This window comes from Sphingomonas sp. MM-1 (assembly GCF_000347675.2).
Lineage (GTDB): Bacteria > Pseudomonadota > Alphaproteobacteria > Sphingomonadales > Sphingomonadaceae > Sphingomonas_E > Sphingomonas_E fennica.
In genome coordinates, this window is sequence record NC_020561.1 from 674,212 (window position 1) to 687,807 (window position 13,596).

The window sequence follows — 13,596 nt, forward strand, 5'->3', positions numbered from 1 at the left end:
ACATGGGATCTTCAGCCCAGCAGCCGCTGGTTCACGACCTTGCCGTCCTTGGTCAGCCGGATCGCCTGGGTGATCTCGTCCTCGTCGGGCAGCACCGGGCCGCCCTTCTCCTTGTCCCAGAAGGCGGACAGGAAGTTGTAGAGGTTCCGCGCGAACAGCGCCGATGCGTCGGACGCCAGCCGGCCCGGCACGTTGCGGAAGCCGACGATCTTCACGCCATGCTTCTCGACGATCTCGCCCGCGACCGCGCCCTCGACATTGCCGCCCTGTTCGACGGCAAGGTCGACGATCACGCTGCCCGGCCGCATCGTTGCGATCTGCGCGTCCGAAATCAGGCGCGGCGCCGGCCGCCCCGGGATCAGCGCGGTGGTGATCACGATGTCCTGCTTGGCGAGATGGCTGGAAACGAGATCGGCCTGCGCCTTCTTATATTCCTCGGACATCTCGGTCGCATAGCCACCGGAGCCTTCGCCTTCGATGCCGGAGACATTCTCCACGAAGATCGGCTTGGCGCCCAGCGACTGGATCTGTTCCTTCGTCGCCGAGCGCACGTCGGTGGCCGAAACCTGCGCGCCCAGCCGGCGCGCGGTCGCGATCGCCTGCAGGCCCGCCACGCCGACGCCCATGATGAAGGCGCGCGCGGCCGAAACCGTGCCCGCCGCCGTCATCATCATCGGAAAGGCGCGGCCATAGATGGAGGCCGCATCCACCACCGCCTTGTAGCCGGCGAGGTTGGACTGGGACGACAGGATATCCATGGATTGCGCGCGCGTGATGCGCGGCATGAATTCCATCGCCAGCGCCTCGATCCCGGCGGCGGCATAGGCATCCACCCGTGCGCGCTCGCCGAAGGGATTGAGGCCCGCCACCAGCCACGCGCCGGGCTTGGCACCCGCCAGCGAAGCGGGGTCCGGCCCCTGCACGCCCAGCAGGATATCCGCATCCTTCAGCACGCTCGCCCGGTCGCCGATCGTGGCGCCGGCAGCCGCATAATCCGCATCCGCGATCGCAGCCCCTGCCCCCGCGCCGGCCTCAACGGCCAGCGTGGCGCCCAGGCCCGCGAACTTTTTCACCGTTTCCGGCGTGGCGGCGACGCGGGGTTCCCCCGCTGCGGTCTCCCCAAGGACCGCGATTCTGACGCCCGCCACCGCTCAGTTTGCGATCAGATAGACGACAAGCGCAGCCGCCACGACACAAGCGATCGTGCCGATCTTCATCAGGGAAAGAAAACCCTCGTAAGTCCCCTCATGCGCCTTCAGGTCGTTCGAAGCGCCGTTCGTTTCCGCCATTTTATTTTCCCCCACAGGGTGCGTGAACCGAGCGCGCAATAACGGCACATGCCCGGCGCCTCAAGTGCGGAAGGCGGCAATCGGGCCAGCAAACTCTTAGCCGTGCTTAATCCTAGCTTTACCCCAAGCCGCTATCCGGGCCTCGCGCCGTGGCGCAAGCCTTGGGGAGAATCGATGGGCCGGGATGCGACCCGCACGTTGCTGCTGATCGACGATGAGCCGGCGCAGAGCCGGCTGATCGCCGCCATGGCGTCACGCGCCGGCTGGCGAACGATCACGGCGCCGGACGGCAAGGCCGCGCTCCAGGCGATCGCGCTCGCCGCGCAGCCGATCGATCTCGTCCTGTTCGATTGCTGGGCGCCCGAAACGGATGGAGAAGGGATCATCGCCGCGATCCGCCGGCATCATCCCGATCTGCCGCTGGTGATGATCACTGCGCGGACCTCGGTTGCCGCCGCCGTCACGGCGATGCGGGCCGGCGCCACCGATTTCCTGGTGAAGCCGATCGCGGCCGATCGCCTGCTCGCGGCACTCGACGCCGCCATGGCCGGTCGCGTGGGCGAGCTTCGCCCGATGGCCGAGAAGATCGGCGAAAGGCTCGCCTTCGACGAGATCGTCGGCTCCGCGCCCGAATTCCGCGCCGCGCTCGCCATCGCCGCCAAGGCCGCCCGCGCCCGCGTGCCCGTGCTGATCGAAGGCGAAAGCGGCGTCGGCAAGGAAGTCATCGCCCACGCCATCCACGCCGCCAGCCCGCGCGAACGCCGCCCGCTCATCGCCATCAATTGCGGGGCGATTTCCGCCAATCTCGTCGAATCCGAGCTGTTCGGCCACGAACGCGGCGCCTTCACCGGCGCGTTCGACCGGCATATCGGCAAGTTTCAGGATGCCGATGGCGGCACGCTTTTCCTCGACGAGGTGGGCGAGCTGCCGTTCGATGCGCAGGTGAAGCTGCTCCGCGTCCTCCAGACCGGCGAGATCCAGCCGATCGGCGCCCGCGCGCCCCGCCAGGTGGATGTGCGCGTCATTGCCGCCACCAACCGCACGCTCGCCGACGAAGTGGCCGCCGGCCGCTTCCGCGAAGATCTCTATTACCGCCTGAACGTCGTCCAGCTCACCATACCGCCGCTGCGCGACCGGCCGGGCGATATCCCCGCCCTCACCCGCCACCTGCTCTCCCGCATCGCCCGCCAGCCCGGCCTGCGCGGGCTGGGCATCACCGACGAGGCGCTGCGCCTGCTGGCCGGCTATGGCTGGCCCGGCAATGTCCGCCAGCTCCAGAACGCGCTGTTCCGCGCAGCCGTGCTGTGCGAGGGGCACGCCCTAACCCCCGCCGATTTCCCGCAGATCGCGCACGAGGCCACCGCCCCCGCGTCCCGGAGCGCGCCGCCGCTCGCCAACGCCGCCGGCGTCACCTTGTTCGAACCCAACGGCCATATGCGCACGCTGGAAGCGATCGAGGCGGATATCATCCGGCTCGCGATCGGCCATTATCACGGCCGGATGACGGAAGTGGCGCGCCGCCTCGGCATCGGCCGCTCGACCCTTTACCGCAAGCTCGGCGAGCTCGGCATCGACCACGCCGCCTGATCGACCGCCCCTGTCCCATTCCGGAACGTCATGGCGGCGTAACCCGCTTTGAACATCAAGGTAATCGATCTGACTTGTTCGGCCGCCACCTGATGGGATGCGCGCCGCCATCGGGCGCCGCCGCAACCGATCAGCAAACAGGGGTCAGCAAATGCGCAAGCTCGTCTCGTCCGTGGCCGTCATGCTCGCGGCCACATCCGCCGCCGCCTCGGCCCACGCCTCGGCCGTCATCGATTTCGACAATCTCGCCACCAGCTACGGCGGCGGCGCCTATCATGAGGACGGTTTCGTCCTCACCGGCAATTTCTGCAACAGCATCTCGGGCAATTGCATCAACGCCGTCGATCCCGCGCTCAGCATCGATGGCAGCGGCACCTCGGTCGTGAAGGCCAGCGGGGCCGCGACCACCTTCACCGTCGCGCGCGAGGATGGCGGCGCCTTCCAGTTCGTGTCGATGGATTTCGGCAAGACCAAGGTGGAAACCGGCCCGGTCTTCACCGCCTCTTCCACCTATGAGTTCAAGTTCACGCTGGCGGATGCGGACGAGACGGTCGTCACCCGCTATTTCACCTTCGATCACAACCGCAATTCGCCGATCGTGGCCCACACTGCGATCTTCGAAGGGCTTGGCGACATCACCAGGTTCACCTTCCGCAACCAGAGCGCCGCCGCCCAGTTCGATAATATCCGGCTCGGCGATGCGGCCGCCGCCGTGCCCGAGCCTGCGACCTGGGCGATGATGATCGGCGGCTTCGGCATGGTGGGCGGGGTGATGCGCCGCCGCCGGGAAAACATGCTCAAGCTGGCCTGACCGGTTCGCGAGGAGGGGCGTGGACGCGCCTCTCCTCGCCTTTCCCCGTGCGGGCTAGAGCGGGCTCAGCGCCTCGTCGCGCATGCCCCGCCATATCTTCAGCGCCTGCACCGTTTCGAACACGTCGTGCACCCGGATCAACTGCACGCCGGCATTGGCGCCGGCCAGCGCCAGCGCGATCGATCCGCCCAGCCGGCGGTCCGCCGGGGCCTCGTCCGCCAGCGCGCCGATCAGCCGCTTGCGGCTGGCGCCCAGCAGCACCGGGCAGCCAAGCCCGTGGAACAGCGCGAGGCCGTTCATGATCGCCAGATTGTGGCGCACCGTCTTGCCGAAGCCGATGCCCGGATCGACGATGATCGCATCGCGCCGGATGCCGGCCGCCTCGGCCGCCGCGATCCGATCCTCCAGCCAGTCATAGACCTCGATCAGCACGTCGCCGTAACGGGGATCGTCCTGCATCGTCTGCGGATCGCCGCGATGGTGCATCAGCACCACGGGGCAGCCGGCGCGCGCCGCAACTTCGGCCGCGCGCCCGTCCCACAGCAATGCGGACACATCGTTCACGATATGCGCGCCGGCGGCGATCGCGGCTTCCATCACCGCCGCCTTGCGCGTGTCGATCGAGATGGCGGTGCCGGCGCGCGCCAGCCGCTCGATCACCGGCGCGGTCCGGGCGATCTCGTCCCCTTCCCACACCGTCGCGGCACCCGGCCGGGTCGATTCCCCGCCCACGTCGATGATCGCCGCCCCTTCCGCCGCCAGCGCGACGCCCAGATCGGCCGCGCGCGCGGCATCGCCTTCATGCCGCCCGCCATCGGAAAAGCTGTCCGGCGTGACGTTCAGGATCGCCATCACCTGCGGCTGGTCCAGCCGCACGACGCGCTCGCCCAGCTTCAGCGGGGCACGGGGCGCGACGATCCGGGCGATCGTCGCGCGCGCGGCCTCCGCCTGTGCGGGGGAAAGCCCGTCGATGAAGGAATCGATCCGCTCCACCGGCACCAGCCGGTCGGCCACCCGGCGTCCGCCATCCACCGCGATCACGTCGAAGGCGGAAAACCATGTCATCCCGCCCGCCAGCCGCAGCGCCTGCCCGTCGCGATCGAACGGCGCGCCGACGAACCCCGTCGGACGGAAATAGAGGCGGGCGGAAGGCGGGATATCGGCCATGTCAGCGGGATCGTCGGCTTTTCAGGCGCGGGTGGGGGATATCACTCCCCGGTCGCCGCCAGGTGCCGCTGGCGCAGCGCATCGATCTCGACCAGCTTGCCGGCTTCCTCATAATGCCAGAAGCTCCAGCCGTTGCACGAAGGCGCGCCCTGCACCGTGGCGCCCAGCTTGTGGATCGATCCCGCGCCCGCGCCTTCCACCAGCGCCAGCGTGCCATCGGCCTTCACCTCCGCCTTCCAGCGGCGCTTGGCGTCCGTCAGCATCGTGCCCGGCTCGATCAGGCCCAACTCCACCAGCAGGCCGAAGGCGACGCGCGGCTGCGCCTTCTTCTCGGGGATCAGCACCATCGCGCTTTCGTCCAGCGGCAGCGTGGAATCTATGCGCTGCCGGGCGACCTTCACATATTTTGTCTCGCGCTCGATGCCGATCCAGCGGCGCTTCAGGCGGCGGGCGACGGCGCCGGTGGTGCCGGTGCCGAAGAAGGGATCGAGCACGATGTCGCCCGGCTCGGTGCAGGCCAGCATCACGCGATAGAGCAGCGCCTCCGGCTTCTGGGTGGGATGGGCCTTGTGGCCGTCATCGTCCTTCAGCCGCTCGCCGCCGGAACAGATCGGCAGCGACCAGTCGGACCGCATCTGCAGGTCGTCGTTCAACGCCTTCATCGTGCGATAATTGAAGGTGTAGCGCGCCTTCTCGCTCTTGGAGCACCAGATCATCGTCTCATGCGCATTGGTGAAGCGCGTGCCCTTGAAGTTGGGCATCGGGTTCGCCTTGCGCCAGACGATGTCGTTCAGGATCCAGAAGCCCTCGTCCTGAAGCGCGGCGCCGACGCGGAAAATGTTGTGATAGCTGCCGATCACCCAGATGGTGCCGTCATCCTTCAGCACGCGCCGCGCCTCGCGCAGCCAGGCCTTGGTGAAGGCATCATAGGTGGCGAGGCTGTCGAACTTGTCCCAATCGTCGTCCACGGCATCCACCTGGCTGCCGTCGGGCCGGTGCAGATCGCCGCCGAGCTGGAGGTTGTAGGGCGGATCGGCGAAGATCATGTCGATCGAACGATCGGGCAGGCCCTTCATCGCCTCGATGCAGTCGCCCTGGATGATCGTTTCGAACGGCAGCATCGTCAGCTTCGGCCGCTTGACCGAGGCGACAGCCGTCCCCTTCCGCTGAATGCGTTGCACAACCGCCATCGATAAAATCCCCTGTTCCTTGAAGCAGCGGGATGAGTCAGCCGGACTCCGCGGTCAAGATCAGGGCCTTGGACCGGCTAGCTCGGACGCGATCTTACCATGGCGGAACGAAAGGAGTCTGCCACCTTATGTTGAGTCGGCCGTTAACCACCGACTCAATCCATTGTGGTGTGCCCTTGAAGACTCACCCCCGCGAATTTTTTTGCGGGGCGCCCGAATACGGCCGATCCGGCCGGGAACTACCCGGAAACTACAGCGCCAGCACCTGCTGGGCGACGGGCGCGAAGCTGCGGCGGTGGAGCGGCGTGGGGCCGAGCCGGACGAGCGCGTCCATATGCGCGCGCGATCCATAGCCCTTGTTGGATGCCCAGCCATAGCCGGGATGCAGGCGATCATATTCGATCATCATCCGATCGCGTTCCTGCTTGGCGATGATCGATGCCGCCGCGATCGAAAGGCACAGGGCGTCGCCGCCGATCACGGGGCGCGAGGGGTGCGCCCAGCGCGGGCAGCGATTACCGTCCACCAGCACCATGCCCGGCGCCACGCCCAATGCGGCGACGGCACGCTCCATCGCCAGCATCGAGGCCCACAGGATGTTGATCTCGTCGATCTCCTCGACCGTGGCGATGCCGACGCCGACCAGCGCCACCGCGCGCAGTTCCTCGCAGATGCGCGCGCGCACCTTCTCCGAAAGCTTCTTGGAATCGTCGATGCCCCTGGGCACGCGGCCATGGTCCAGCACCACGGCGGCGGCCACCACCGGCCCGGCCAGCGGCCCGCGCCCGGCTTCGTCCACGCCCACCACGGGGCCGGGATGCTCGCGCTCCAGCTCGAAGCTCGGCCCGGCGGCAATGAGACGCTCCGTCTTCACGCCAGCCCCGTCATCGCATCGAAGGGCACGCCGCCCAGCGCATGGCCCATCGGGCCGTGCCCGGCGCCCAGGCCCGGCGCCGCCGCCAGCGCCGCGCGCAGATAATCCCGCGCGCGATCGACGGCGAGCTGCAGCGCCATCCCCTGCCCCAGGCCGGTGGCGATGCCGCTTGCCAGCGTGCAGCCCGTGCCGTGGCTGTTGCGGGTTTCGATCCGGTCGTTCCAATATTCCACGGCCGCGCCGTCGTGGATCAATATGTCCCCCAGCATCGGCCGGCCATTGCGGATCATCGGCGGCAGATGCCCGCCCTTCGCCAGCACCGCGCAGCCGAAAGTTTCGAACAGCTTGAGGCCCGCCCGCCCGGCCTGGGCGAAATCCGCCACCGGCAGGCCGGTCAGCGCCGCCAGCTCCGGCGCATTGGGCGTCACCACCGTCGCGATCCGCATCAGCCGGCCGAAGGCGGCCACGGTATCGGCATCGGCCAGCACCGATCCGCTGGATGCCACCATCACCGGATCGAACACGATCGGCACCTCGCCCATCGCGGCGAGCCGTTCCGCCACAGCATCGGCCGTCGCCGCCGATCCGATCATGCCGATCTTCACCGCGTCCACGCCGATATCGGCGGCCACGGCATCGATCTGCGCGATCACCATATCGGCCGGCACGGGATGCACGGCCGTCACCCCCAGCGTATTCTGGGCGGTGATCGCGGCGATGGCCGTCATCGGATGGCCGCCCAGCATGGTCACGGTGCGGATATCCACCTGGATGCCGGCGCCGCCCCCGGAATCGGAACCGGCGATGATGAGGATGCGGGCGATGGTCACGCGGCGGCCTTAACAGCCTCGCAAATGCTGTCCACCACCTCGGCGACGAGCGCCTCGTCCTCGCCCTCCGCCATCACCCGGATCAGCGGTTCGGTACCGGATTTGCGGATGAGGATGCGCCCGGTGCCGTTCAGCCGCGCCTCGGCGGCGGCGATCGCCTGCTTCACGCCATCCTGCTCCAGCGGCGCGCCGCCCTTGAAGCGGACATTCTTCAGCAACTGCGGCAAGGGATCGAACTGGCGCAGCAGCTCATGCGCCGGCCGGCCCGATTCCACCAGCTCCGCCAGCACCTGCAGTGCCGCCACCAGCCCGTCGCCGGTGGTGGCGTGATCGGAAAGGATGATGTGCCCGGATTGCTCGCCGCCGACGTTGAAGCCCTGCGATCGCATCGCCTCCAGCACGTAGCGATCCCCCACCGCCGAACGATGCAGCGCGAGGCCATGCCCGTCCAGGAAGCGTTCCAGCCCGAGGTTGGACATCACCGTGGCGACGATCCCGCCGCCCCGCAACAGCCCCTTGCGCGCCCACGATGCGCCGATCAGCGCCATCAGCTGATCCCCGTCGACGACATTGCCCTTGTCGTCCACCACGATCAGCCGATCGGCGTCGCCATCCAGCGCGATGCCGATATCCGCGCGCGTTTCCACCACCTTGGCGACCAGCGCCGCCGGGTCGGTCGATCCGCATTTGTCGTTGATGTTGATGCCGTCGGGCGAAACGCCGAGCGGGATCACCTCCGCGCCCAATTCCCACAGGGCGGCTGGCGCGACCTGATAGGCGGCGCCGTTGGCGCAGTCGATCACGATGCGCAGCCCATCCAGCGTCAGGTTGTCCGGGAAGGTCGATTTGGCGGCGTGGATGTAACGCCCGCGCGCATCCTCCACCCGCCTTGCCCGGCCGATCGCATCGGATGCCACCAGCAGCGGTTCGGCATCCAGCAGCGCCTCGATGGCATCTTCGTCCGCGTCGGAAAGCTTGTAGCCGTCCGGCCCGAACAGCTTGATGCCGTTGTCGTAAAAGGGGTTGTGGCTGGCGGAGATCATCACGCCGATGTCGGCCCGCATCGATCGGGTGAGCATCGCCACCGCCGGCGTGGGCATCGGCCCCACCAGCACCACATCCATGCCCACGCTGGTGAAGCCCGCCACCAGCGCGGATTCCATCATATAGCCGGAAAGCCGGGTATCCTTGCCGATCACCACGCGATGCCGGTGGTCGCCGCGCATGAAGTGCGCGCCGGCCGCCTGCCCCACCTTCATCGCGGTCGCCGCCGTCATCGGCGCCTCGTTGGTGCGCCCGCGGATCCCGTCCGTGCCGAAATATTTCCTTGCCATGCCCCGTCTTGTTCCTGCCTGTCGCTGGGGTTGCCTTCGCGTCTATGGCGCAAGGATAGTCCGAACCCCCGGCCGGAGCGAGCCTTGATCGAAACCCTGTCCCGCGCCATCGATGCGCTGGCTGCCATCGTCTTCTGGAAAATCCCCTTCTTCGGCACGCAGATCGAAGCCATCGTGCTCTGGCTGGCGATCCCGATGCTGTTCTTCACCTTCTGGCTGGGCGTGCCGCAGATCAGCGGCATCAGGCTGGGCTGGAAGGCGATGCGCGGCCATTATGCCGATCCCGACCATCCCGGCGAGATGAGCCAGTTCGCCGCCCTTTCCACGGCGCTGTCCGGCACGCTGGGCCTGGGCAATATCGCCGGCGTCGCCATCGCCATCGCCATCGGCGGGCCGGGCGCCGCCTTCTGGCAGTTCGTGATCGGCATCTTCGCCATGGCGCTGAAGGCGGCGGAGGTGACGCTGGGCCTCAAATATCGCGAGGTCGATGCCCGCGGCACGATGCGCGGCGGGCCGATGTATGTGCTGAAGAACGGCCTGGGCGCGCGCGGCTGGCCGAAGATCGGCCTGATCCTGGGCGGCCTTTATGCCCTGTTCGCGCTGGGCGGGGCGATCCCGCTGGTGCAGGTGAACCAGAGCTATGCGCAGGTCAGCGCGGTCGCCGGCGCCGATTTCTCGTTGGCCTATGGCATCGGCATGGCGCTCGCCGTCTCGCTGGTGGTGGTAGGCGGCGCGCGCTGGCTGGGCCGGGTCACGGTGCTGCTCGTGCCGGGGATGAGCATCCTCTACATGGCGGCGGCGCTCGCCGTCGTCCTCTATCACTGGATGGATATTCCCGCCGCCTTCGCCACCATCGTCTCCGATGCCTTCACCGGCCGGGCGGTGGCGGGCGGCGCGGTCGGCACCTTCGTCGTCGGCATGCGGCGCGCGGTCTATTCGTGCGAGGCGGGCGTGGGTTCGGCGGTGATGGCGCACGCCGCCGCCCGCACGAAGGAACCCGCGTCCGAAGGCATGGTCGCCCTGCTGGAACCGCTGTTCGATACCGTCATCATGTGTTCGCTCACCGCGCTGATGATCGTGGTGTCGGGCGTGTGGGACGACGGCTTCAACGATATCGCCATGGCGTCCGCCGCCTTTGCCGGCGTCTTTTCCTGGTTTCCCTATGTGCTGGCCGTCGCGGTGGTGCTGTTCGCTTATGCCACGCTGATCGCCTGGGGCTATTATGGCGGGCAGGCCTGGGCCTATCTGTTCGGACCGTCGCGCTTCGCCACCGTCAGCTATCGCATCCTCTATTGCGTGGCGCTGCCGGTGGGCGCGGTGCTGGACATCAGCCGCGTCATCAACCTGGTGGACAGCGCCTTCTTCCTGATGGCGGCGCCCAACGTCGTCGCCCTCTACCTTTTCGCGCCCGAGGTGCGGCGCGAGATCCGGGGCTATATCGCCCGGATGCGCGCCGCGCCGGCCGGCGTCAGTCTTCCGGTATAGGGGCGACCGCGACCAGCTTCAGCGCCTCGGGCCGGCCGGCGAAATCCACCTTGTCGCCCACGCCCGCGCCGATCAGCGCGCGGGCGAGCGGCGCGGTGAAGGCGATGCGGCCGGCGGCGGGATCGGCCTCGTCATCGCCCACGATATCCACGGTCCGCGTCTCGCCCGCCTGCTTGTAGGTGACGCGCGAACCGAATCCCGCTTCCTCGGGATCGGCGGGCGGCGCCGTAACCTGCGCGGTCGCGCGGCGGACATGCCAGTAGCGCAATTCCCGGCGGATCGCCTCGATCGCCTCCTCCCCTCCGCCTGCCGCCACGAGATCGGCCAGCGCCGCCTCCCGCTCGGCCGCCTTGGCCTCGATCAGGGCGAGGCCGCGCGGCGTCACCAGATTGGGCCCCACCGGGATCGGCAATTCGGGCCGGGGCTCCTTATGCTCCTCGTCCGAATCACGACGGAACGCGACACTCATTGCACCTTCATCCTCAAATTGGCTGGGCGGGGCCGGGCCTCCGCCGGAACATGGCTGTATAGCGCCGGCAGCAGGCAGACGGTTCCCACGCGGCAAGCGCTTGACCTTTGCGTCCCAGCAGGCACAGGGTCCGCGCAACAAGAATAGAAGACAAGATTCAAGGGGGTATCGCATTATGGGCCTGTTCGACCGCCGCAAACCGCTGGAGGAGGCCGCAGATCCCTCCGGGGAACGGCTGGCGCCGACCCTGTCCTGGCCGCACCTCGTCGCGCTGGGCGTGGGTGCTATCGTCGGCACGGGCATCCTCACCCTGATCGGCGTGGGTGCCGATCGCGCGGGCCCGGCCGTGCTGCTGTCCTTCGCCATCGCGGGCGCGATCTGCGCCTGCGCGGCGCTGGCCTATGCCGAAATGGCGACGATGATGCCGGCCGCCGGCAGCGCCTATTCCTACAGCTATACGGTGCTCGGCGAAATCATCGCCTGGGTGGTGGGGTGGAGCCTCATCCTCGAATATTCGCTGGTCGTATCCACCGTCGCGGTCGGCTGGTCGGGCTATGCCGCGCCGCTGCTCCACGCCTCCACCGGCTTCCCGATGGCGCTGATGCAGGGGCCGGAACTGGGCGGCATCGTCAACCTGCCGGCGATCTTCATCATCGCCGTGGTCGCCGGGCTGCTGATCGTCGGCACGCGGGAAAGCGCGACGCTCAACGCCATCCTCGTGCTGGTGAAGATCGCCACGCTCACCCTGTTCGTCGCGGTGGCGCTGCCCTATTTCGATACCGCCAACCTCCACCCCTTCATGCCCTTCGGCTTCGCCAAGGGGGTGAGCCCGGACGGCGTCGAGCGCGGGGTGATGGCGGCCGCCGCGATCATCTTCTTCGCCTTCTACGGCTTCGATGCGATTTCCACGGCGGCGGAAGAAACGAAGAAGCCCGAACGCGACCTACCGATCGGCATCATCGGATCGATGCTGGCCTGCACGCTGATCTACGTTCTCGTCGCCGCCGCCGCCGTGGGCGCGCTGCCCTTCACCCGCTTCGCCGACAGCCCGGAGCCGCTGGCGCTGATCCTGCGCGAGATCGGCCAGGGCAAGGTGGCGACCGTCGTCGCCGCCGCGGCGGTGATCGCGCTTCCCACGGTGCTGCTGGCCTTCCTCTTCGGCCAGAGCCGCATCTTCCTGGTGATGGCGCGGGACGGCTTCCTGCCGAAGCCGCTCGCCCATCTGTCGAAACGCGGCGCGCCGGTGCGCATCACCCTGATCACCGCCGCCTTCGTATCGGTGATCGCGGGCTTCGTGCCGCTCGACAAGATCGCCGCGCTGGCCAATTCGGGCACGCTCGTCGCCTTCATCGCCGTGTCGGTCTGCATGCTGGTGATGCGCCGCCGCGCCCCCGACGCCCGCCGGCCGTTCCGCACGCCCGCCGCCACGCTGGTGGGCGCGGGCGCGATCATCGGCTGCCTCTATCTGTTCCTCAGCCTGCCGACCCAGACGCAGGTCTGGTTCTTCCTGTGGAACGGTTTCGGCCTGGTGGTCTATTTCCTCTACGGCCGCGCGCGCAGCCTGATCGGGCGCGGGCTCCAGGGCCGGTAACCGGCATCCGGGCGCCCCGCCTCACCCAGGCGGGCGCCCGGATCGTCTCAGCCGAACCAGCTCGGTTCGCCTTCCGCCGAAAGATACCAGCGATCCTCGCCCTCGATGGCGATCGCGGTCAGCCGGCCGGTGGCATAGGCGCCGGTATCGATGCCGATGCGGTTGGCCTGCTCGTCCGGCTCGTCGCTGATCGTGTGCCCGTGGACCACGACCACGCCATGATCCGCATCCGAATCGAGGAACTGCTCGCGTATCCAGCGGAGGTCCGCGACATCCTGCGCATCGATCGCCACGCCGGGCCGTATCCCGGCATGGACGAACAGATAATCGCCGAAGCGGAAGCCGTCGCCGCAGCTTTTCAGGAAGGCGATATGCTCTTCCGGCACGCTGGCGCGCAGCAGCGCGGCCATCGCCTCGTCATCGCCGGCCGCCGCCAGCAGCGCCTCCCGCCCGACGCCGTAGCTCAGCGCGCATTCCAGCCCGCCATATTGCAGCCAGCGCGGCATCAGCCCGCTTTCGCCGTCCAGGATGCGCAGGAACAGTTCCTCGTGATTGCCCAGCAGCGAAACCAAGGTCATGCCGGTCAGCGGCACCGACCGCACCAGATCGACGACCCCGCGCGAATCGGGGCCGCGATCGATCAGGTCGCCCAGCATCACCAGATAGGCCTTGGCCGCCGGGCCGCGCAGCGCATTGTCGCGCGCGATCAGCCCCAGCAGCTCGGCAAGCTGGTCCAGGCAGCCATGCACGTCGCCGATCGCATAGCAGCGCGCATCGGCGGCACCGCGCGGCGCCGGCCTGTCCTCCTGGCGAGGCGCTTTTCGCGATCGGAACGGTAGAAACTTCATCACGCCTCGTCCGTATACGCCTGTTCGTGCCGCCGCGCAGCCGTTTCCGCATGATGAAACAGGCGCTAACGCTTTTCCGAATGGTTGGGCATAAGCCCTTCAGGCAGATGGCAGGCGGTGC

General features: G+C 68.1%; 13 protein-coding genes. 4 read left to right on the forward strand and 9 right to left on the reverse strand.

The window, feature by feature from the left end; genetic code table 11:
- Window positions 1-11: 11 nt before the first annotated feature.
- Window positions 12-1,148, reverse strand: coding sequence for an NAD(P) transhydrogenase subunit alpha (locus G432_RS03250; protein WP_015457385.1), 1,137 nt, complete (start codon window positions 1,146-1,148; stop codon window positions 12-14).
- A gap of 3 nt (window positions 1,149-1,151) precedes the next feature.
- Window positions 1,152-1,289: an aa3-type cytochrome c oxidase subunit IV gene (locus G432_RS22280; RefSeq protein ID WP_015457386.1), complete on the reverse strand. Its 138-nt coding sequence runs from the start codon at window positions 1,287-1,289 to the stop codon at window positions 1,152-1,154.
- 174 nt (window positions 1,290-1,463) lie between these two features.
- Here G432_RS22280 and G432_RS03255 point away from each other — a divergent pair, with 174 nt between their 5' ends.
- Window positions 1,464-2,876, forward strand: coding sequence for a sigma-54-dependent transcriptional regulator (locus G432_RS03255; RefSeq protein ID WP_015457387.1), 1,413 nt, complete (start codon window positions 1,464-1,466; stop codon window positions 2,874-2,876).
- A 151-nt stretch (window positions 2,877-3,027) separates the two neighbouring features.
- The gene (locus tag G432_RS24005; protein WP_015457388.1) at window positions 3,028-3,687 is read left to right on the forward strand and encodes a PEPxxWA-CTERM sorting domain-containing protein; all 660 of its coding nucleotides are present in this window, start codon (window positions 3,028-3,030) and stop codon (window positions 3,685-3,687) included.
- Between the two features lie 54 nt (window positions 3,688-3,741).
- Here the strand turns inward: G432_RS24005 and folP are convergent, their stop codons facing one another.
- From folP to glmM, 5 genes are all read right to left on the reverse strand, one after another.
- Window positions 3,742-4,854 carry a dihydropteroate synthase gene (folP, locus tag G432_RS03265; RefSeq protein WP_015457389.1) on the reverse strand — a complete coding sequence of 371 codons (1,113 nt, stop codon included), beginning with the start codon at window positions 4,852-4,854 and terminating at the stop codon, window positions 3,742-3,744.
- 41 nt (window positions 4,855-4,895) lie between these two features.
- Window positions 4,896-6,044 (reverse strand): site-specific DNA-methyltransferase, encoded by a 1,149-nt coding sequence (locus G432_RS03270; RefSeq protein ID WP_015457390.1) that lies wholly within the window; start codon window positions 6,042-6,044, stop codon window positions 4,896-4,898.
- Window positions 6,045-6,294: 250 nt separating this feature from the next.
- The gene (locus G432_RS03275) at window positions 6,295-6,918 is read right to left on the reverse strand and encodes a ribonuclease HII (RefSeq protein WP_015457391.1); all 624 of its coding nucleotides are present in this window, start codon (window positions 6,916-6,918) and stop codon (window positions 6,295-6,297) included.
- The gene (gene thiD / locus G432_RS03280) at window positions 6,915-7,748 is read right to left on the reverse strand and encodes a bifunctional hydroxymethylpyrimidine kinase/phosphomethylpyrimidine kinase (RefSeq protein WP_015457392.1); all 834 of its coding nucleotides are present in this window, start codon (window positions 7,746-7,748) and stop codon (window positions 6,915-6,917) included. The genes G432_RS03275 and thiD overlap by 4 nt, the downstream gene beginning before the upstream one ends.
- A complete protein-coding gene (gene glmM, locus G432_RS03285; protein WP_015457393.1) occupies window positions 7,745-9,082 on the reverse strand; it encodes a phosphoglucosamine mutase in 1,338 nt (445 codons plus the stop codon). Before glmM ends, thiD begins: the two co-directional genes overlap by 4 nt.
- Window positions 9,083-9,166: 84 nt before the next feature.
- Between glmM and G432_RS03290 the strand changes: the two genes are divergently transcribed.
- Window positions 9,167-10,567 carry an alanine/glycine:cation symporter family protein gene (locus G432_RS03290; protein ID WP_015457394.1) on the forward strand — a complete coding sequence of 467 codons (1,401 nt, stop codon included), beginning with the start codon at window positions 9,167-9,169 and terminating at the stop codon, window positions 10,565-10,567.
- Here the strand turns inward: G432_RS03290 and G432_RS03295 are convergent.
- Window positions 10,551-11,036, reverse strand: coding sequence for a GreA/GreB family elongation factor (locus tag G432_RS03295; RefSeq protein ID WP_015457395.1), 486 nt, complete (start codon window positions 11,034-11,036; stop codon window positions 10,551-10,553). The genes G432_RS03290 and G432_RS03295 overlap by 17 nt on opposite strands.
- Window positions 11,037-11,211: 175 nt before the next feature.
- Here G432_RS03295 and G432_RS03300 point away from each other — a divergent pair, with 175 nt between their 5' ends.
- Window positions 11,212-12,627: an amino acid permease gene (locus tag G432_RS03300; RefSeq protein WP_015457396.1), complete on the forward strand. Its 1,416-nt coding sequence runs from the start codon at window positions 11,212-11,214 to the stop codon at window positions 12,625-12,627.
- Window positions 12,628-12,674: 47 nt separating this feature from the next.
- Here G432_RS03300 and G432_RS03305 read toward each other — a convergent pair whose 3' ends face one another.
- Window positions 12,675-13,475: a metallophosphoesterase family protein gene (locus tag G432_RS03305; RefSeq protein WP_015457397.1), complete on the reverse strand. Its 801-nt coding sequence runs from the start codon at window positions 13,473-13,475 to the stop codon at window positions 12,675-12,677.
- Between the last annotated feature and the right edge of the window lie 121 nt (window positions 13,476-13,596).

Coding starts and splice junctions, on each gene's coding strand:
- G432_RS22280 (WP_015457386.1), bottom strand. CDS start 1,289: ATGGCGGAAACGAACGGCGCTTCGAACGACCTGAAGGCGCATGAGGGG.
- G432_RS03255 (WP_015457387.1), top strand. CDS start 1,464: ATGGGCCGGGATGCGACCCGCACGTTGCTGCTGATCGACGATGAGCCG.
- G432_RS24005 (WP_015457388.1), top strand. CDS start 3,028: ATGCGCAAGCTCGTCTCGTCCGTGGCCGTCATGCTCGCGGCCACATCC.
- folP (WP_015457389.1), bottom strand. CDS start 4,854: ATGGCCGATATCCCGCCTTCCGCCCGCCTCTATTTCCGTCCGACGGGG.
- G432_RS03270 (WP_015457390.1), bottom strand. CDS start 6,044: ATGGCGGTTGTGCAACGCATTCAGCGGAAGGGGACGGCTGTCGCCTCG.
- glmM (WP_015457393.1), bottom strand. CDS start 9,082: ATGGCAAGGAAATATTTCGGCACGGACGGGATCCGCGGGCGCACCAAC.
- G432_RS03295 (WP_015457395.1), bottom strand. CDS start 11,036: ATGAGTGTCGCGTTCCGTCGTGATTCGGACGAGGAGCATAAGGAGCCC.
- G432_RS03300 (WP_015457396.1), top strand. CDS start 11,212: ATGGGCCTGTTCGACCGCCGCAAACCGCTGGAGGAGGCCGCAGATCCC.
- G432_RS03305 (WP_015457397.1), bottom strand. CDS start 13,475: ATGAAGTTTCTACCGTTCCGATCGCGAAAAGCGCCTCGCCAGGAGGAC.